Source organism: Streptomyces sp. NPDC041968 (assembly GCF_055589025.1).
The window spans coordinates 52,151-70,336 of record NZ_JBVJCB010000003.1 but is presented as its reverse complement, the minus strand read 5'-3'; the positions used below and the strand labels follow the sequence as shown (position 1 = coordinate 70,336).

General features: G+C 75.0%; 13 protein-coding genes, 2 tRNA genes and 1 other RNA gene. 10 read left to right on the top strand and 6 right to left on the bottom strand.

All coding sequences use genetic code 11. From position 1 onward, the window contains the following. Positions 1 to 63 precede the first annotated feature (63 nt). Complete coding sequence (locus ACZ6EG_RS08400; protein WP_469602765.1) at positions 64 to 657, bottom strand: HhH-GPD-type base excision DNA repair protein; 594 nt, start codon at positions 655 to 657, stop codon at positions 64 to 66. A 162-nt stretch (positions 658 to 819) separates the two neighbouring features. Then, a complete protein-coding gene (locus tag ACZ6EG_RS08395) occupies positions 820 to 1,548 on the bottom strand; it encodes a siderophore-interacting protein (RefSeq protein ID WP_391971666.1) in 729 nt (242 codons plus the stop codon). Positions 1,549 to 1,630: 82 nt separating this feature from the next. Here ACZ6EG_RS08395 and ACZ6EG_RS08390 point away from each other — a divergent pair, with 82 nt between their 5' ends. The 4 genes from ACZ6EG_RS08390 to ACZ6EG_RS08375 all read left to right on the top strand — a co-directional run bounded on the left by ACZ6EG_RS08390 (position 1,631) and on the right by ACZ6EG_RS08375 (position 6,822). Beyond that, entirely contained in the window at positions 1,631 to 3,703 is a 2,073-nt protein-coding gene (locus tag ACZ6EG_RS08390; RefSeq protein ID WP_469602761.1) for a penicillin acylase family protein, read from the top strand. Next, positions 3,696 to 4,304, top strand: coding sequence for a GNAT family N-acetyltransferase (locus ACZ6EG_RS08385; RefSeq protein ID WP_391971664.1), 609 nt, complete (start codon positions 3,696 to 3,698; stop codon positions 4,302 to 4,304). Before ACZ6EG_RS08390 ends, ACZ6EG_RS08385 begins: the two co-directional genes overlap by 8 nt. After that, positions 4,301 to 4,795 carry a cupin domain-containing protein gene (locus tag ACZ6EG_RS08380; RefSeq protein WP_356602861.1) on the top strand — a complete coding sequence of 165 codons (495 nt, stop codon included), beginning with the start codon at positions 4,301 to 4,303 and terminating at the stop codon, positions 4,793 to 4,795. Before ACZ6EG_RS08385 ends, ACZ6EG_RS08380 begins: the two co-directional genes overlap by 4 nt. A 191-nt stretch (positions 4,796 to 4,986) precedes the next feature. Next, positions 4,987 to 6,822: a copper resistance CopC/CopD family protein gene (locus ACZ6EG_RS08375; RefSeq protein WP_469602756.1), complete on the top strand. Its 1,836-nt coding sequence runs from the start codon at positions 4,987 to 4,989 to the stop codon at positions 6,820 to 6,822. An 85-nt stretch (positions 6,823 to 6,907) separates the two neighbouring features. Here ACZ6EG_RS08375 and ACZ6EG_RS08370 read toward each other — a convergent pair. Further along, a tRNA-Ser gene (locus ACZ6EG_RS08370) sits at positions 6,908 to 6,995 on the bottom strand. A gap of 74 nt (positions 6,996 to 7,069) precedes the next feature. On the opposite strand from ACZ6EG_RS08370, the gene ffs reads away from it, so the two are divergent. The 6 genes from ffs to ACZ6EG_RS08340 all read left to right on the top strand — a co-directional run bounded on the left by ffs (position 7,070) and on the right by ACZ6EG_RS08340 (position 16,099). After that, an RNA gene (ffs, locus tag ACZ6EG_RS08365) (signal recognition particle sRNA small type) lies at positions 7,070 to 7,164 on the top strand. Between the two features lie 64 nt (positions 7,165 to 7,228). Beyond that, positions 7,229 to 9,649: a DNA polymerase III subunit gamma and tau gene (locus tag ACZ6EG_RS08360; protein WP_469602753.1), complete on the top strand. Its 2,421-nt coding sequence runs from the start codon at positions 7,229 to 7,231 to the stop codon at positions 9,647 to 9,649. A gap of 141 nt (positions 9,650 to 9,790) precedes the next feature. Then, positions 9,791 to 11,056 carry a phosphoribosylamine--glycine ligase gene (gene purD / locus ACZ6EG_RS08355; RefSeq protein ID WP_469602750.1) on the top strand — a complete coding sequence of 422 codons (1,266 nt, stop codon included), beginning with the start codon at positions 9,791 to 9,793 and terminating at the stop codon, positions 11,054 to 11,056. Between the two features lie 307 nt (positions 11,057 to 11,363). Further along, on the top strand, positions 11,364 to 13,424 hold the full coding sequence (locus tag ACZ6EG_RS08350) for a hypothetical protein (protein WP_469602748.1): 2,061 nt from the start codon (positions 11,364 to 11,366) through the stop codon (positions 13,422 to 13,424). Between the two features lie 190 nt (positions 13,425 to 13,614). Next, positions 13,615 to 15,114, top strand: coding sequence for a N,N-dimethylformamidase beta subunit family domain-containing protein (locus tag ACZ6EG_RS08345; protein ID WP_469602745.1), 1,500 nt, complete (start codon positions 13,615 to 13,617; stop codon positions 15,112 to 15,114). 85 nt (positions 15,115 to 15,199) lie between these two features. Beyond that, the gene (locus ACZ6EG_RS08340) at positions 15,200 to 16,099 is read left to right on the top strand and encodes a phosphoribosylaminoimidazolesuccinocarboxamide synthase (RefSeq protein ID WP_391971643.1); all 900 of its coding nucleotides are present in this window, start codon (positions 15,200 to 15,202) and stop codon (positions 16,097 to 16,099) included. Between the two features lie 58 nt (positions 16,100 to 16,157). Here ACZ6EG_RS08340 and ACZ6EG_RS08335 read toward each other — a convergent pair. The 3 genes from ACZ6EG_RS08335 to ACZ6EG_RS08325 all read right to left on the bottom strand — a co-directional run bounded on the left by ACZ6EG_RS08335 (position 16,158) and on the right by ACZ6EG_RS08325 (position 18,140). Beyond that, positions 16,158 to 16,230, bottom strand: a tRNA-Gly gene (locus tag ACZ6EG_RS08335). Positions 16,231 to 16,287: 57 nt separating this feature from the next. Further along, entirely contained in the window at positions 16,288 to 16,902 is a 615-nt protein-coding gene (locus ACZ6EG_RS08330; protein WP_356602875.1) for a response regulator transcription factor, read from the bottom strand. Then, a complete protein-coding gene (locus ACZ6EG_RS08325) occupies positions 16,899 to 18,140 on the bottom strand; it encodes a sensor histidine kinase (protein WP_469602741.1) in 1,242 nt (413 codons plus the stop codon). The genes ACZ6EG_RS08330 and ACZ6EG_RS08325 overlap by 4 nt, the downstream gene beginning before the upstream one ends. Positions 18,141 to 18,186 lie beyond the last annotated feature (46 nt).

The following is an 18,186-nucleotide window of genomic DNA, read 5'->3' as shown; positions in this document are numbered from 1 at the left end:
AGCCGTGGGCGCCGTGACCGCCCGGGGTGCCCCGGGCGGGCCGGCTGCTCGTCGGCGACCCGGCTACGCGTCGGCGGCCTTCGCGGCCTTGGCCGCCGCCTTCATCTCCTGTTTGTGGGCGCGCACCTTGGTCAGGGACTCCGGCCCGGTGATGTCGGCGACCGACCGGAAGGAGCCGGAGTCGCCGTAGGCCCCCGCCGCCTCCCGCCAGCCCTCGGGACGGACGCCCAGCTGTTTGCCGAGCAGGGCGAGGAAGATCTGGGCCTTCTGCCTGCCGAAGCCCGGCAGGTCCTGGAGCCGCTTCAGCAGCTCCCTGCCGTTGTCGACGCCCCGCCAGACCGCCTCGGCGTCACCGTCGTAGGTGTCGACGAGGTACCGGCACAGCTGCTGGACCCGGCCCGCCATGGACCCCGGGTAGCGGTGCACGGCCGGCTTCTCGGAGAGGAGCGCGGCGAAGCCCTCCGGGTCGTGGGCCGCGATGTCGTGCGCGTCCAGATCCTCCGCCCCCATCCGCCGGGCGATGGTCGACGGGCCCTTGAACGCCCACTCCATGGGGACTTGCTGGTCGAGCAGCATGCCGACCAGCGCGGCGAGCGGACTGCGGCCGAGCAGCTCGTCGGCCTCCGGGTCCTGGGCGAGGTGAAGTGTGACGTCCATGCCCCGATGATCGCGCGTGCGGGTCGGGGGCGCGCGCCGGTCCCCGGGGTGAGCGTGGCCCTCCGGGGCCGCCGTGCGTTGCCGCGCCGGTCCCCGGAGTGAGCGTGCGCCCGGGGGCCGGCGTGCGCCCCGCGCGATCCCCGGGCGCCCGCGCCCGCGGGTTCAGGTCGCGCGCCAGTACCCCAGCGCGTTCACCCGCTGCTTGGGCACGCCCAGCTCCTTGCGGGCGTACGCGCCCAGCGCCCGTGTCGTCGCCGTGTCGCAGGCGATCCATACGTACGGCTCGGGGGTGGCCCGCAGCAGCTCCGGCAGGTCCTCCTTCACCCGGGCGACCAGGTGGGCGCCCGCGTCGCGGCGCGGGACGGTGCGGACCTCGTGCCGGGCGGGGTCGGTGCGGAAGGGCAGGCCGTCGTCCGCGCCGCCGCCCTCGAACCAGATCGTCGCGGGGACCGGCCCCAGCGCGTCGAGGAGCGAGTTGAGGGCGGGCAGCGACGCCGGGTCCGCGACCGCGAAGAGGCGTGAGGGCAGCGGCTGCGGCACCTCGAAGCCGGTGCCCTGGACCGTCGCCTCGATGGTGTCGCCCGGCTTGGCCGCCCGGGCCCAGTCGCTGGCGCACCCCTCGTGCAGCGCGAACTCCATGCCGAAGGTGCCGGTCGCCGGGTCGGGGTCGACCAGCGTGTAGGCCCGCTGGTGCGGCTTGCCCGCGTCGTCGAACCACAGCCGCACCCACATCGTGGGGTGGACGCCGGTCGCCGCCAGCATGCCGCCGTCGGCCAGGCGCAGCCGCCGGAAGTCCGGAGTCACGTCCTCCGCTTCCGTCACCGTGAATGCGAAGTCCTTGCCCCGCATCAGCTTGAGGACCGCGCCCTCCCAACCCCGCCCCTGCCTCATCGTTTCTTCACCCTTCACGTACTATTCGGCCACGACTGAAGACTTAGGTGAGCCTAACCTAAAGGAAAGTAGAGGCACAGGGGTGAGCGCCGAGACCTACCGCGACGCCTGGGGAATCCCGCACCTGCGCGCGGACAGCGCGAACGAACTGGCCCGCACCCAGGGCCGGGTGACGGCCCGCGACCGGGCCTGGCAACTGGAGGTCGAGCGGCACCGCGCCCAGGGCACCTCCGCGTCCTTCCTCGGGGCCGAGGCCCTGTCCTGGGACCGGTTCGCCCGGCGGGCCCGGCTCGCCGACACCGCCCGCCGCTGCTCCGCCGCCCTGGCGGAGCACGATCCGGAGACGGCCGCCTGGGTACGGGCGTACGTGGACGGCGTCAACGAAGGGCTGGCCGAAAAGGAACCCTCCCCCGAGTTCGCGCGCACCGGCCTCGCCCCCGGCCGCTGGGAGCCCTGGACGCCGCTCGGCGTCTGGCTCGCCACACACATCCTCTTCGCCGGCTTCCCCGCCAAGCTCTGGCGCGAGCACATCACCGCGCACCTCGGTCCGGAGGCCGTCGCGCTCTTCGCCACCGACGGCCCCGGCACCGCCGGCAGCAACGGCTGGCTGGTGAGCGGCGAGCGGACCGTCACCGGGCACGCGGTCATCGCCGGCGACCCGCACCGCTGGATCGAGGACCCCGGCGTCTACCAGCAGATCCACCTGTCCTGCCCGGAGTTCGACGTCGTCGGCCTCGCCGTGCCCGGCGTCCCCGGCATCGCCCACTTCGGCCACACCGGCACGGTCGCCTGGGCCATCACCAACGCCATGGCCGACTACCAGGACCTGTACCACGAGCGGCTGCGCCGCACCGGCGCCGGCGTCGAGGCGCTCGGCCCCGACGGCACCTGGCACCGCGCCGCCCGGCACACCGAGACCATCGCCGTCGCGGGGGAGGGGACCGTCGAGGTCGAGGTCGTCGAGACGGACCGGGGCCCGGTGATCGCCGGCGGCCCCGAGGGCCTCGACGACGGCACCCCGGCCGCCCTCAGCCTGCGCTACCCGCCCCGCGTCACCGGCGACCTCGGCTTCGGCGCGCTGCTGCCGCTGCTGCGCGCCCGCCGGGTCGCCGACGTGGACCGCGCCCTGGACGCGTGGACGGAACCGGTCAACGTCGTGCAGGCCGCCGACACCGAGGGCGGACTGCTGCACCGGGTCGCGGGGCGCGTGCCGGTCCGGTCCGAGGCCAACCGCCTGCGCCCCGTGCCCGCCTGGGCGCCGGGCCACGACTGGGAGGGCTGGCACACCCCGCCCCGCGCCGGACTCACCGACGGCGTCGCGGTCATGGCCAACCAGCGCGGCCCGGCCGGCCCGCTCGGCGTCGAGTTCGCCCCACCGCACCGCGCCGACCGCATCGCCGCCCTGCTCGCGGGGAAGGAGCGCTGGTCGGCGGCCGACATGCCCGCCCTCCACACCGACACCCACCTCGGCTCGGCCGGCCCCCTCCTCGACCGCCTCGCCGCCCTGGAGGAGCTGAGTCCCGAGGCCGGCGCCCTGCGCGACCGCCTCCTCGCCTGGGACCGGCACATGGACGCCGGCAGCGCCGACGCCGCGCTCTTCGCGGCCCTGCGCGGAGCGGTCGTACGCCGGCTGGCCGCGCACCCGTCCCTCGCAGGGGCCGCCGTGCCGCCCGCCCACCCCGAGGTGCTCCAGCCGTGGCTGGCGTTGCTGCCGCGCGTCGGGTACGCCCTCGAACACCTGCTGCGCGCCGAGGACCTGTACGGCATCGACCGCGCCGCCGAGGTCCGCACCGCGCTGGAGGAGGTGGCCGCGCGGCCGCCCGCCGGCACCTGGGGCGACACCCACCGCCTCGCCCCCTGGCGGGCGCTGCCGACCGGCTCGCCCGGGGAGGAACCCGGCCTGTCCGGGGACCACGACTGCGTGCTGTGCACCTCCGCCGTGCCCGGCCTCACCGATCGGGCCGCGCGCGGCCCCGCCGCCCGCTACGTCTGGGACCTGGCCGACCGGCAGGACAGCCGCTGGGTGGTGCCCCACGGCGCCTGCGGCGTCCCCGGCTCACCCCACCACCGCGACCAGCAGCCCCTGTGGCTCGCCGGCGCGCTCGCCCCGGTGGTCACCGACTTCGACCGGCTCACGAAGGAGACCGATGTCTGATCCGTACGCCTCCCGCACCGCCGTCCACGAGCAGCACCTCGACGGCTTCGGCGCCGTCCGTGTCCTCCCCCTGGACGCCGCCGCGGACGCCGCCGTGCTGCACCACTGGGTGAGCGAGGAGCGAGCCGCCTTCTGGGGCATGAACGGCCTGACGCGCGACCAGGTCGCGGACGTCTACGCCCACATGGACACGCTCGACACGCACCACGCCTTCCTGGTGGTCAAGGACGGCGAACCCGTCGCGCTGTTCCAGACCTACGACCCCGAGGCCGACCGGGTGAGCGAGTGCTACGACGTCGAGCCCGGCGACATCGGTGTCCACCTGCTGCTCGCCCCCGCCGGGGCCGAGGGCGCCCGGCCCGGCTGGACCGCCGCGCTGGCGGCGTCCCTCATGGCGTACGTCCTGCTGGGCCTGGACCGGCAGCGGATCGTGGTCGACCCGGACGTGGCCAACGACAAGGCGATCGCCCGCTTCCTCAAGCAGGGCTTCACCGCGGGGCCGGCGGTCGTCCTGCCCGAGATCGACCTGCCGGAGGTCCACCTGCCGGAGAAGAAGGCGCAACTCGCCTTCCTCCGCCGGGAGGTAGCCTTCCCCGCGTGACGCCGCCCCCGCCGACCGCCGAGGACCTGATCGCGCACTACGGGCTGGAGCCCCTCCCCCGGGAGGGCGGCCTGTACCGGCAGACCTGGGCCGGGCCCGAACGCCCGGACGGGCGCCCCACGGGCTCGGCCATCGTCGCCCTGCTGACCGCCCGCCCGGACGACTTCTCCGCCCTGCACCGCCTGCCCACCGACGAGGTCTGGCACTTCTACCTCGGCGATCCGCTGGAGCTGCTGCTCCTCGACCCGGGCGGTGGCGCGCGTACGGCCGTGCTCGGAGCGGACGTCCTCGGCGGACAGCACGTGCAGTTCACCGTCCCCGCCGGGACCTGGATGGGCGGCCGGGTCGCGGCGGGCGGCGCGTGGTCGCTCTTCGGCTGCACGATGGCACCCGGCTTCACCTTCGGCGACTACGAACACGGCGACGCGTCCGCCCTCACGGCCCGCTACCCGGCCGAGGCCGCGCGCATCGCGGACCTGTCCCGCCCCTGACCCGCCCGGCGGACCGTGACCGCACGCGGGCCGCGGCGGGGGAAACCGTCGCGCCCGGCGGTGAGCACGGCGACCGCCGCGTCCGTACACATCGCCGAGGCAGTAGGCCCCGACGACGGAGACGCGGCGTGAGGTGTGGTGGCGGTGCAGGAGCCGGGACCCGGCGGCGACCGGTCCGGCGGCGTGCGGGGGTGGCGGCGCTGCTGGGCGCCGTGCTGGTGCTGCTCGTCCTCGCCGGCGCGGGACCGGCGTCCGCCCACGCCGCCCTGCGCTCCACCGACCCCGGGGACGGCACCGCCCTCCCACGGGCCCCGCGCCACGTCACCCTGACCTTCACCGAGTCCGTCGGCCTGCGCGACGACTCCTTCCGCGTCCTCGATCCCGGCGGCCACCGGGTGCGCACGGCGCGGGCGGAACGGGCGGACGGCCGTGCCGACACGGCCCGCGTCTCGCTCTCGGGGCAACTGGGCGAGGGCACGTACACCGTGGCCTGGCGCGTGGTGTCTGCGGACAGCCATCCCGTCTCCGGCGCGTTCACCTTCTCGGTCGGCAAGCCCTCCGCGACGACGGCGCCGCTGGACGCCGGCCCCGCCGAGGACCCGCTGACCGCCGCCCTCCACCAGATCGCCCGCTTCCTCTCCTACCTGGCCGCCACCCTGCTCATCGGCACCGCCGCCTTCGTCGCCCTGTGCCGCCCACCGGACCGCGCCCCGCTGCGCCGGCCGCTGCTGGCGGGCTGGTGGACGCTGCTGGGTGCCACCGTCACCCTGCTGGTGCTGCGGGCGCCGTACGAGGCGGGACGGGGCCCCTCGGCCGCCCTCGACGCCGGTGCCCTCGGCGCCACCCTCACCTCCCGGCCCGGCGCCCTGCTGCTGGTCAGGCTGGCGCTGCTGGTGCCGATCGCGCTGCTCCTGCTGCGCGCGTCCCGGACGGAGGGCCAATCCGAACGCGCCCCGCTGCCCGCCGCGCTCGGCGCCGTGACCGCCGTCGGCCTCGCGCTGACCTGGGCCGGCGCGGAGCACGCGTCCGCCGGGATCCAGGTGCCGCTGGCGATGACGTCGTCCGTGCTGCACCTGCTGGCGACCGCGGTGTGGCTCGGCGGTCTGGTCTCCCTGCTCATGACCCTGCGCGGCAGCCCGGACGGCGCCACGGTCGCCCGCTTCTCCCGGGTCGCCCTCACGTCCGTGACCGTCCTGGTCGTCACCGGCGTCTACCAGTCCTGGCGCGGTCTCGGTTCCTGGACGGCGCTCACCGGGACGCCGTACGGCAGGTTGCTGCTCGCCAAACTGACCCTGGTGGCCGTACTGCTCACCGCGGCCGCTGTCTCCCGGCGGTGGACCGCCGCCCTGTCGGCCCCGCGCACGGAGGCGAGGGCGGGGGAGCGCCTTCCCGAGCGGGCCGTGTCCGCGCGGCTACGGGTACGGGTTCCGGTTCCGGCGGGCGGACCGCCGCCGCGGGTGCCGGAGGCGTCGGAGCCGTCGGAGGCGATCCTGCCGGCGGACGGGCTGCCCGACTCCGATCCGCTCCCCGCCCGGGACACCGCCCACCACCGGGGGCTGCGCAGGTCCGTTCTGACGGAGGCCGTCGTAGCGGGCGTCGTCCTGGTGGTCACCACCGTGCTCACCGCCACCCCACCGGGCCGGGCGGCGGACGAGGCAGCGCGGTCCGCACCGGCGGGCGGCGTGCTGCCCGCGTCCGTCACCACGATCCCCTTCGACATCGGCCCCTCCGGCCGGGGCACCGTCCAGATCACCCTGGACCCCGGCCGCACCGGCGACAACGCGGTGCAGGCCGTCGTCTTCGGCCCCGACGGCAGCCTGGCCGCCGTACCCGAACTGCGCCTGTCCTTCACCCTGCCCGACCGCGGGGTCGGCCCGCTCCACGCGGAGCTCGTCGACCGGGGCGGCTACTGGAGCGCCAACCGCCTCACCCTCCCCCTCCCCGGCACCTGGACGATGAGGACGACGATCCGGGTCTCGGAGATCGATCAGGTGACCGAGTCGAGACGGATACGCGTCGAGCGCTAGCGGTACGGCATCGCCGTGCGACCGAGACACGTCGAAGGGCCCGCTGCAAGCAGCGGGCCCTTCGACATCGTGCCCGGTGAGGCACTGGCGGAGGATACGAGATTCGAACTCGTGAGGGGTTGCCCCCAACACGCTTTCCAAGCGTGCGCCCTAGGCCTCTAGGCGAATCCTCCGCGGCAAACATTACATGACGCCGGAGAGTGCTTGCGAACTCGTTCTGGGCCCCCCGCATCGGGTAACGTGTGCCCCAGCCCCTCACGCGGCGCTATCTGACTGAACTCCCCCAGGGCCGGAAGGCAGCAAGGGTAGGTCGGCTCTGGCGGGTGCGTGGGGGGCGCCTTGCGTCAGGGGTGGCCGGGTTCACAGGGCGCTCCGGTTGTCAGTGGGCGCCTATAACCTCGTATGCGTGTCGTCTCTCGCGCTCTACCGCCGTTACCGCCCGGAGTCCTTCGCCGAGGTCATCGGTCAGGGGCATGTCACTGACCCGCTGCAGCAGGCGCTGCGGAACAACCGGGTCAATCACGCGTACCTGTTCAGCGGTCCGCGCGGCTGCGGCAAGACGACCAGCGCCCGCATCCTGGCGCGCTGTCTGAACTGCGAGCAGGGCCCCACCCCGACGCCCTGCGGCGCGTGCCAGTCCTGCCGCGACCTCGCGCGCAACGGCCCGGGGTCCATCGACGTCATCGAGATCGACGCCGCCTCGCACGGAGGCGTGGACGACGCCCGTGACCTGCGCGAGAAGGCCTTCTTCGGGCCCGCCTCCAGCCGCTACAAGATCTACATCATCGACGAGGCCCACATGGTCTCGCCGCAGGGCTTCAACGCGCTGCTGAAGGTCGTCGAGGAGCCCCCGGAGCACCTCAAGTTCATCTTCGCGACCACCGAGCCCGAGAAGGTCATCGGGACCATCCGCTCGCGTACCCACCACTACCCCTTCCGGCTCGTGCCGCCGGGCACCCTGCGCGAGTACCTCGCCGAGGTGTGCGGCAAGGAGCAGATCCCCGTCGACGACGGCGTGCTGCCGCTCGTCGTCCGGGCCGGCGGGGGTTCCGTCCGTGACTCCATGTCCGTCATGGACCAGCTCCTCGCGGGCGCCGGTGCCGACGGTGTGACGTACGACATGACGACCGCCCTGCTCGGCTACACGGACGGCTCGCTGCTCGACTCGGTCGTCGAGGCGTTCGTCACAGGGGACGGCTCGGCCGCCTTCGGGGTCGTGGACCGGGTCATCGAGGGCGGCAACGACCCGCGGCGCTTCGTCACCGACCTGCTGGAGCGCCTCCGCGACCTGGTGATCCTCGCCGCCGTGCCCGACGCGGGGGAGAAGGGGCTGATCGACGCTCCGGCCGACGTCGTCGAGCGGATGCAGGCCCAGGCGCGGTCCTTCGGCGCCGCCGAGCTGAGCCGAGCCGCCGACATCGTGAACGAGGGGCTCACCGAGATGCGCGGCGCCCACTCGCCCCGCCTCCAGCTGGAGCTGATCTGCGCGCGCGTGCTGCTGCCCGCCGCGTACGGCGACGAGCGTTCGGTGATGGCCCGCCTCGATCGGATCGAGCGCGGTGTGCAGTTCTCCGCGGGCGCGGGGGCGCCCGCCATGGGGTACGCGCCCGGGCCCGAGGCCCACGGCGCGATGGGGAACGCCCAGGCCGGGCACGCCCCGGCCGCCGCGGCTCCGGTCGCGCCCGGCGGCGGGCCCGCCGCCGCCCGGGCGGCGGTCCGGGCCCCCGGCCCCGGCGGAGGCGCGCCGGGAGCACCGGGACAGGGCGAACCGCCTTCGGGACCCGACGCTGGTGCTGGTGCTGGTGCTGGTGCTGGTGCTGGTGCTGGTGCTGGTGCTGGTGGCGGTTCCGGTTCCGGTTCTGGTTCTGGTTCTGGTTCGTACGAAGGTGGCGGTGCCGGCGGAGGCGGACAGCAGCCCACCGCCCCGACGCCTCCCCCCGCCGCCGCTGCCCCCCGCCCGGCCCCGGCCCCGGCCCCGGACCCGGCTCCTGCTCCTGCCCAGGCCGCCGCGCCCGGTGCCTGGCCGACCGCGGCTCCCGCGGGGGGCGGGCGTCGCCCGGGTGGATGGCCCACGGCGACGCCCACCGGCGGTGGTCGGCCCGGGACACCGGCCGACCCCCCTCCCGCCGCACCCCCGGCCCCCGCCCCGTCCGCACCCCCGGCACCCGCCCCGGCCGCCGCCGCGCCCCTCGCCTCCCCGCCGCCGGGTTCCGGAGTCGACCCGCGCACGATCTGGCCCAACATCCTGGAGGCGGTCAAGAACCGGCGCCGGTTCACCTGGATCCTGCTCAGCCAGAACGCCCAGGTGACCGGCTTCGACGGCACGTCCCTCCAGATCGGCTTCGTCAACGCCGGCGCTCGCGACAACTTCCTGAGCAGCGGCAGCGAGGACGTGCTGCGCCAGGCCCTGTCCGAGCAGTTCAACGTGCAGTGGAAGATCGAGGCGGTCGTCGACCCCTCCGGCGGCTCGGCGCCCCCGCCCCCGGCCGGCCCCTCCGGTGGCTACGGCGGATCCGGCGGCGGCTTCGGATCCGGCGGCGGCTTCGGGAGCGGCGGTGGCGGTGGCGCGCCCGCGCAGCGTCCGGCACCCGCGCCCGCGGAGCAGCCGTCGGCACCCGCGCCGTCGTCCGCGCCCGCCGCACCGGCCCCCGGCCCGGCCCCGGCTCCCGCACCCCGGCCCCCGGCCCCCGAGCGGCGTCCGGTCTCCCCCGAGGACGACATCCCCGAGGACGACGACCCGGACCTCGACGAGTCCGCCCTCTCCGGCAAGGAACTGCTGGTACGCGAGCTGGGCGCGACCGTCGTCGAGGAGATCGCGCACGAGTAGCGGGGTGACCGGGTGGCCGGTCCGCGCAGGGCAGGCCGACCCGGCCGCGGAGGTGCGCTGGAGGAAGCCACAAGCTCTCCTGTCCCCTCCCTTCGGAAGGCCGCACAAACCGGCCCGCCCCGTTCCCATTAGGCTGACCCCGTGAAGGTCCTTGTCATCGGCGGCGGCGCCCGCGAACACGCCCTGTGCCGTTCCCTGTCCCTCGACCCCGACGTCACCGCGCTGCACTGCGCCCCCGGCAACGCCGGTATCGCCGAGGTCGCCGAACTGCACCAGGTCGACGCCCTCGACGGCGCGGCCGTGACGGCGCTGGCCACCCGGCTCGGTGCCGAGCTGGTCGTGGTCGGTCCGGAGGCGCCCCTCGTCGCCGGGGTCGCCGACGCCGTGCGCGCGGCCGGCATCCCGGTCTTCGGTCCGTCCGGCGAGGCCGCCCGACTGGAGGGCTCCAAGGCCTTCGCCAAGGACGTCATGGCCGGCGCCGGTGTCCCCACGGCCCGCTCCTACGTCTGCACGAACGCGGCCGAGGTCGACGCCGCCCTCGACGCCTTCGGCGCCCCGTACGTCGTCAAGGACGACGGGCTGGCCGCCGGCAAGGGCGTCGTCGTCACCGACGACATCGAGGCGGCCCGCGTGCACGCGGCGGCCTGCGACCGCGTCGTCATCGAGGAGTACCTGGACGGCCCGGAGGTCTCCCTCTTCGCCATCACCGACGGCGAGAACGTCCGCCCGCTCGTGCCCGCCCAGGACTTCAAGCGCGCGCTCGACGGCGACGAGGGCCCGAACACCGGCGGCATGGGCGCGTACTCGCCGCTGCCCTGGGCCGACCCCAAGCTGGTCGACGAGGTCGTGGAGAGCGTCCTCCAGCCGACCGTCGACGAGATGCGCCGCCGGGGCACCCCGTTCTCCGGGCTCCTCTACGCGGGCCTCGCGATCACCTCGCGCGGCGTCCGCGTCATCGAGTTCAACGCCCGTTTCGGCGACCCCGAGACGCAGGTCGTACTGGCCCGTCTGAAGACCCCGCTCGCGGGCCTGCTGATGGCCGCCGCCACCGGCAACCTCGCCGACCTGGAGCCCCTGCGCTGGAGCGACGACGCGGCCGTCACCGTGGTCGTCGCCTCGCACAACTACCCGGGCACCCCGCGCACCGGCGACCCGATCACCGGCCTCGACGAGGTGGCCGCGGAGGACGCCCCGCACGCCTACGTCCTGCACGCCGGCACCCGCGGCGAGGGCGGCGCCGTGGTCAGCGCGGGCGGCCGCGTGCTCTCCGTCACGGCCACCGGCACGGACCTCGCCGAAGCCCGCGACCGGGCCTACCGGGCCGTCGCCCGCATCGGCCTCGACGGCTCCCAGCACCGTACGGACATCGCGGCGAAGGCGGCCGCGGAAGCCGCGGCGGGGGCCTAGCCCAGCCCCGGAGGACGCCCTCCGCGCAGAACCCGACAGGCCCCGGTTCCGTCTCAGGAACCGGGGCCTGATCGTTGCTGTCCGTCATCCACCTTTCCCCAAAGCCATTCCATCGAGTGACCAATGGTCCATACGGCTGACGGGCGCGAAGGCCCCAACTATGGTGCCGCGCAAGCGTTCCGGCACTTGGCCCACCGGCATTGCGATGTCAGTGGCGGGTGCCACAGTGGGGGGAGCGAGCAAGCACGGAAGAACAGCAGGACAGCCCGGAACAGACAGGACAGCGAGGAGGGGGTGAGGTCCGGCCGTGACCGTCACCGGTGGTGTGGAGATGGGCGCGCAGGCCGCGCGTTCCCGGGCTCTTGCCGTGCTGCGCGTCCGCAGCCGTGCGCTGGCCGTCGCCCTGTTGCCGGCCGCCGCCGCCGTGATCCTGTTCGTGGGCGACTCCACCGGGCACCTCACGGGCGGTGGCTGGGCGGTCGTCCGTTGGGCCGCCCTCGCGCTCACGCTTCTCGTCCTGCCGGCCGCCGCCGGTGTCGCGCTGGTGGTGGCCCGTTCCCGGCCCGCCGCGACCCCCACGGTCACGATCGCCGAGGAGTCGGCCCCGGACCTCTACCGGATGGTGCGTGACCTGGCCGACCGGCTGGACGTGCCGGCCCCCTCGGCGATAGCGCTCACACCGGACTGCGACAGCTGGCTGGAGGACCGCACCCACCCGGCCCACGGCCCGCCCCCCGCCGAGAAGCACGACGACGTCGCCGGGGTCGACGCGTCCGCCTCCCGCCGGGCCGTCGCCGCCCCCGTGCTGGTCATCGGCTCGCCCTTCCTCTGGTGGATGCGCGTCGGCGAGCTGCGCGCCGTCCTCGCCCCGGTCGTCGCGGGCACGGGACCGTCCGCGCACCCCGACATAGCCGCGGCCCGCCGCTTCATACGGGGCCTGGACGCCGCGGTCGCGGTGGCCTCGGCGGACCGGCGCGAGCCGTTCTCCCGCGCGGTGTGCGCGGGGCTCGGCCGGGTGTGCCGGCTCCTGCTGCGCAGCTGTCGCGTGCACGCGGCGGAGATGGAGCGCGGAGTCGCCGCGGCGGCCGCCGAGCGCGCGCAGGCCGTCGACTACGGCCTGCGGATCGTCGCGCAGGACCAGGTCGGGCTCGCCTACGCGGGCTGGGACCGGCTGCTGACCCGGGTGGCGCTGCCCGCCTGGCGGATGGGCCGCTGGCCCTCCCGGCTGGACGTGGGCGTCGTCGCCGCCCTCACGGAGCTGTCCCGCCGTGACCGTCTGGCCGAGGGCTTCGCCTCCCGTCTGGGCGAGCGTCCCGCCTGCGACCTGCTGGAGGAGCCCGGGGTGATGGACGAGGCGGTCTCCCTCCTCGCCGCGCGCCTCTTCCACGGAGGGCCCTCCGAGACCGGCGCCGACTGGTCGCCGGTCGGGTGGGACGAGTATCCCGAGGAGGTCGTCGACCGCACCTGGCGCACCGACGCGGCCCGCCTCCACCGTGTGCTGGACACCCTGGGCGTCCGCCGCGCCACCGAGGACGCCGCACCGGGCGCCGAGGGCCCGACCCTGGCCCGCGTCCTGGACCACCTCACGACCGCCCCGGCCCCGCCCCCCGACTCCCCGCAGGCCGGACCCGGCCCCCGCGACGGGACGGACGGCCCGTACCCGGCGCACGCCGAGCGGGACACGCACCCGGACCACCCCGACCTCCGCACTCCCGGCCTCGGCGGCCACCCGGACCACCCCGACCTCCGCACTCCCGGCCTCGGCGGCCACCCGGACCACCCCGACCTCCGCACTCCCGGCCCCGGCGGCCACCCGGACAGTCCGGACCACCACCCGGACAGCCCGGACCACCACCCGGACCTCCGGGACCATCCGCACCACCCGGACCACCCGGCGCCCCCCACCCCCGACGACGATGACGACCTCGCCGGCACCACCGCCCGCGGCGCCGCCCTGGCGGCCGGGCTCAGTGCCCAGCTGGCCCGCGAGGAGGCGGAAGCCCGGCCGGCCGGAGCAGGGCCCGCAGCCACCGCCCCCGGAGCAGCCGCGGCGCCCCCCGGCCCCGACGCGGCCGCCCTCTGGGACGACCGCGCGCTCCCCCTCCTCCCCCTGCAACCCCCGCGCACCGCCCGCGAGATCCTCACCGCCCACGTCACGGCGATGGTGTGCTGCGCGGCCATGGACACCGCCGGCGCGGCCCCAGGCCTCGACTGGCTCGACGGACCCTCCCTGCTGATCGACGGCGCCCGAGCCGCCGAAGTGGCCCCCTGCGTCAGGAGCCTCGTCGAGACGGGCGACCCGGGCCCCCTGCGCACCTGGATGACCGAGCGCGGCATCCGCCCGGAGAAGCCGGTGCGTCTGGTCTGACCCCGGCTCGGCACGCCGTGCGACCCCCGCCCACCGTCGAAGCGGACACCCCGATTCCACTTTCGGCCACTTCGCAACGAACAGTGACAGCACGCGCGCGAAATGTGATGTGCTGGAGACCGAATCGCGCACATGGCAAAGGCGTTCGTCATACGCATGACCACGGGGGCACGAGGGAGGGGACTGTCCCATGGGGCCCGAGCAGATCCGCCGCTGGGAGTCGGGAGCACTCGCGCACGCCGTGACGGACCCCTTCGGGCAGGGTCCCGTCCCCTGGCTGCGCGGCGGCGAGACCTACTTCGGCGACACCGGCCAGGTCGTCCCCTGGTACGCGGACCCGGACGCCGTACCGGACCCGGACGGCAGGCCCGGCCCGCGGGCCCGACCGCGCGCCGACGGCGGCGGCCCGCGCGCGGCCGACGACGTCCGCCGCCAGATCAAGGGCTTCACCGCGACCGGAGCCGCCGCCCCCGGCGAGGCCATCGACTTCCACATCACCGTCGATCCGCCGCAGGAGTTCAGCGTCGACGTCTACCGGATCGGCCACTACGGCGGTGACGGCGCCGCCAAGATCACCACCAGTCCCCGCCTGTCCGGCATCGTCCAGCCCCCGCCGCTGACCGCCGACCGCACGGTCTCCTGCCACCACTGGTGGCTGTCCTGGCGGCTGCAGATCCCGTCGTACTGGAACATCGGCGCGTACGTCGCCGTGCTCACCACGGCCGACGGCTACCGCTCCCACGTGCCGTTCACGGTCCGCGACGGCCACCCCGCCGACCTGCTGCTCCTGCTGCCGGACATCACCTGGCAGGCGTACAACCTCTACCCGGAGGACGGCCGCACCGGCGCCAGCCTCTACCACGCCTGGGACGAGGAGGGCCGGCTGCTCGGCGAGTCCGACGCCGCGACGACCGTCTCCTTCGACCGGCCCTACGCGGGCGCGGGCCTGCCCCTGCACGTGGGCCACGCCTACGACTTCATCCGCTTCGCCGAGCGCTACGGCTACGACCTCGCCTACGCCGACGCCCGCGACCTGCACTCCGGCCGCATCGACCCGACCCGCTACCGCGGCCTGGTCTTCCCGGGCCACGACGAGTACTGGTCCGCCGCCATGCGCCGCACCACGGAAGCCGCCCGCGAGCACGGCACGTCGCTGGTCTTCCTCTCCGCCAACACCATGTACTGGCAGGTCGAGCTGGCCCCCTCCCCGTCCGGAGCCCCCGACCGCCTCCTGACCTGCCGCAAACGCCGGGGGCCCGGCCGGCCGGTGCTGTGGCGGGAGGTCGACCGCGCCGAACAGCAACTGCTCGGCATCCAGTACGCCGGACGCGTACCCGACCCGCACCCGATGATCGTCCGCAACGCCGGACACTGGCTCTGGGACGCCACCGGCGCCCACGAGGGCGACGAGATCGAGGACCTGGTCGCGGGCGAGGCCGACCGCTACTTCCCGCGCACCCCGCTCCCCGAGCACGAGGAGCGGGTCCTGCTCGCCCACTCCCCGTACACCGACGTGGACGGCGCCCGGCGCCACCAGGAGACGTCGCTGTACCGGGCGCCGTCCGGAGCCTGGGTCTTCGCGTCCGGGACGTTCGCCTGGTCCCCGGCCCTGGACCGTCCGGGCCACGTCGACCCGCGTGTCCAGCGCGCCACGGCCAACCTCCTGGACCGCATCTGCAAACGCGACTGACGGCGGACGCGACCGCCCCGCTGTCCCCGGCGACCCCTCCGTACGGGACAATCGGAGGCATTGGACAGAACCACGGGGAGGAACCGTGTCCGGATTCGTCGAAAAGCCCGAGCCGCTCCAGGTTCCGGGTCTGGTGCATCTGCACACCGGCAAGGTGCGCGAGCTGTACCGGAACGAGGCGGGCGACCTCGTGATGGTCGCCAGCGACCGCATCTCCGCCTACGACTGGGTGCTGCCGACCGAAATCCCCGACAAGGGCCGGGTCCTCACCCAGCTCTCCCTGTGGTGGTTCGACCAGCTCGCCGATCTCGCCCCGAACCACGTCCTGAGCACCGAGCTGCCCCCCGGCGCCCCCGCCGACTGGCAGGGCCGCGCCCTGGTCTGCAAGTCCCTGCGGATGGTCCCCGTGGAGTGCGTGGCCCGCGGCTACCTCACCGGCTCGGGCCTGACCGAGTACCAGCAGACCCGCACCGTCTGCGGCCTCGCCCTGCCCGAGGGCCTCGTCGACGGCTCGGAGCTGCCCGCCCCGATCTTCACGCCGGCCACCAAGGCCGAGGTCGGCGAGCACGACGAGAACGTCTCCTACGAGGAGGTCGCCCGCCAGGTGGGCGCGGACACCGCGGCCGCCCTGCGCCAGGCCACGCTCGCCGTCTACTCCCGGGCCCGGGACATCGCCCGCGAGCGCGGCATCGTCCTGGCCGACACGAAGTTCGAGTTCGGCTTCGAGGGCGAGGACCTGGTCCTCGCCGACGAGGTCCTCACCCCCGACTCCTCCCGCTTCTGGCCAGCCGACCAGTGGCAGCCGGGCCGCGCGCAGCCGTCGTACGACAAGCAGTTCGTGCGGGACTGGCTGACCTCGGCGGAGTCCGGCTGGGACCGGAAGAGCGAGCAGCCCCCGCCGCCGCTGCCCGAGCAGGTCGTGGACGCCACCCGCGCCAAGTACGTGGAGGCCTACGAGCGCCTGACCGGACTCGGCTGGTCGTAGGGACCGGTTCGCGCACACGAAGAAGCCCCCGGCCGGAACCGGGGGCTTCCTCATACGGAGCGAACGACGAGGTTCGAACTCGCGACCTCAACCTTGGCAAGGTTGCGCTCTACCAACTGAGCTACGTTCGCAGTGCGCCGTGCGGGTCCTCGACCGGAGTCGTGGGCTTCGCCGTGGCGCGAGAGCCACTATACCCAACCGCGCTCCCGGGCGAGCCGCACCGCCGCGTGCCGGTTCTCGGCGCCGAGCTTGCCGACGGCCGACGAGAGGTAGTTCCGTACGGTCCCCTCGGCCAGCGCGGCGCGCTCGGCGATCTCCGCGACGGACGCCCCGTCGGCGGCGTGCTCCAGCACCTCGGCCTCGCGCGCGGTCAGCGGCGAGTCCCCGGCGGAGATCGCGTCGGCGGCCAACTCGGGGTCGACGTACCGGTTTCCGGCGTGCACCGTGCGGATCAGCTCGGCGAGCCGCTGGGCGCTGACCGTCTTGGGGACGAACCCCCGCACCCCCGCCGCGAGCGCCCGCTTCAGATGGCCGGGCCGTCCGTGACTGGTCACGATCAGCACCTTGCAGCCGGGCAGCTCGGCCCGCAGGGATGTGGCGACCTTCACACCGTCCGCGCCGGGCATCTGGAGGTCCAGGACGGCCACGTCCGGCGCGTGGGCGCGGGCCATCGCCAGCGCCTCCGGACCGGTGGCCGCCTCGGCGACCACGGTGAGGTCCTCCTCCAGGGACAGCAGGGCGGCCAGCGCCCCGCGGATGAGGTGCTCGTCGTCGGCGAGCAGCACCCGCACCGGGGTCGTCACGACACGGCCTCCCGCACGGTCGCGGCGGCGGGCGGCAGCGGCACCTCGGCCGTGAGCCGGAACACGCCCTTGCCGGGCGACCCGGTCCGCAGGGTGCCGTCCACGGCGGACAGCCGCTCCCGCAGCCCCGCGAGCCCGGACCCCCCGCCGGAGGGAACCGGCCCGGCCCCCTCGGCCACCCCGTCGTTCTCCACCGTCAGCACCACACGTCCTTCCGACAGCCTCACCGCCACGGAGCACTTCTCCGCGTCACCGTGCCGCAGCACGTTGGTCGTCGCCTCCCGCACCACCCAGCCGAGCGCCGACTGCACCTCGGCGGGCAGGCCCGCCGTCTCACCCGTGACCCGGGCGTCGATGCCGGCCGCCGAGAGCACACCCCGGGCGCCGGCCAGTTCGACCTCGAGCACGACCTCCCGGTACCCCCGGACGACGTCCCGGACCTCGCGCTGCGACTCCTGCGCGATGCGCTGCACCTCGATCATCTGCTCCACCGCCTCGGACCGTCCGCGCCGGGACAGCTGCACGGCCAGCTCGCTCTTGAGGGCGATCACGGCCAGGTTCCGCCCCATCACGTCGTGCAGGTCCCGCCCGAAGCGCAGCCGCTCCTCCGCGACCGCGAGCCGGGTGCGGGTCTCCTTGGCCTCGTCGAGCGCGTAGACGGCGTTGAGCAGCCAGACCGAGAAGACCGAGGTGAAGGCCATGAACGCGCCGGCCACCAGCACGGCGCAGGCCATCGCGAGCGCGGCGAGGCCGGGTGTGCCCACCGCGAAGGACAGGATCCCGGCGCCGAGGGCGAAGCCGCCGACGACGGCGGCCACCCGCAGCCGGCTCCGCACGCCGAGCGCGGTGACGCCGGCCCCGAAGCACAGCACCACGCTGAAGGTCGTGCCCGCCACGGTCTCCACCGCGTCACCCCCCGGACCGCGTTCCGCGAGACCGATCGCGCCGAGGGCGATCACCGAGGTGAAGGCGGCCAGCCCCCACAGCAGCCGCACCGGCTGCGCCCGTCGGCCCAGGGTCCAGTCCAGGGACCGGGAGGCGACCAGCATGCAGGCCGAGGCGTGCGCCACGACCACCAGGGACGCCCCGGCGGCGAGCCGCGGTCCGCCCCGTTCGACACCGGTCAGGAGGATCACGAGGAGTTCGATGACCCCGAAGAAGTGGAACGACCACCGCGTGTACGTCTCCACCTTCGCCGGTGTGCTCTTCCGGCCCCACCAGCGCGTCGGCCTGCGCATGTCCCCGTTCGCCCCACTCTCCCTGGTCCTGGCCCCGGTCCGGGTC

What these genes read in the sequence shown, in the direction of transcription:
- ACZ6EG_RS08400 (WP_469602765.1), bottom strand. Translation starts at nt 657, where the DNA reads ATGGACGTCACACTTCACCTCGCCCAGGACCCGGAGGCCGACGAGCTG.
- ACZ6EG_RS08395 (WP_391971666.1), bottom strand. Translation starts at nt 1,548, where the DNA reads ATGAGGCAGGGGCGGGGTTGGGAGGGCGCGGTCCTCAAGCTGATGCGG.
- ACZ6EG_RS08385 (WP_391971664.1), top strand. Translation starts at nt 3,696, where the DNA reads ATGTCTGATCCGTACGCCTCCCGCACCGCCGTCCACGAGCAGCACCTC.
- ACZ6EG_RS08345 (WP_469602745.1), top strand. Translation starts at nt 13,615, where the DNA reads ATGGGGCCCGAGCAGATCCGCCGCTGGGAGTCGGGAGCACTCGCGCAC.
- ACZ6EG_RS08325 (WP_469602741.1), bottom strand. Translation starts at nt 18,140, where the DNA reads ATGCGCAGGCCGACGCGCTGGTGGGGCCGGAAGAGCACACCGGCGAAG.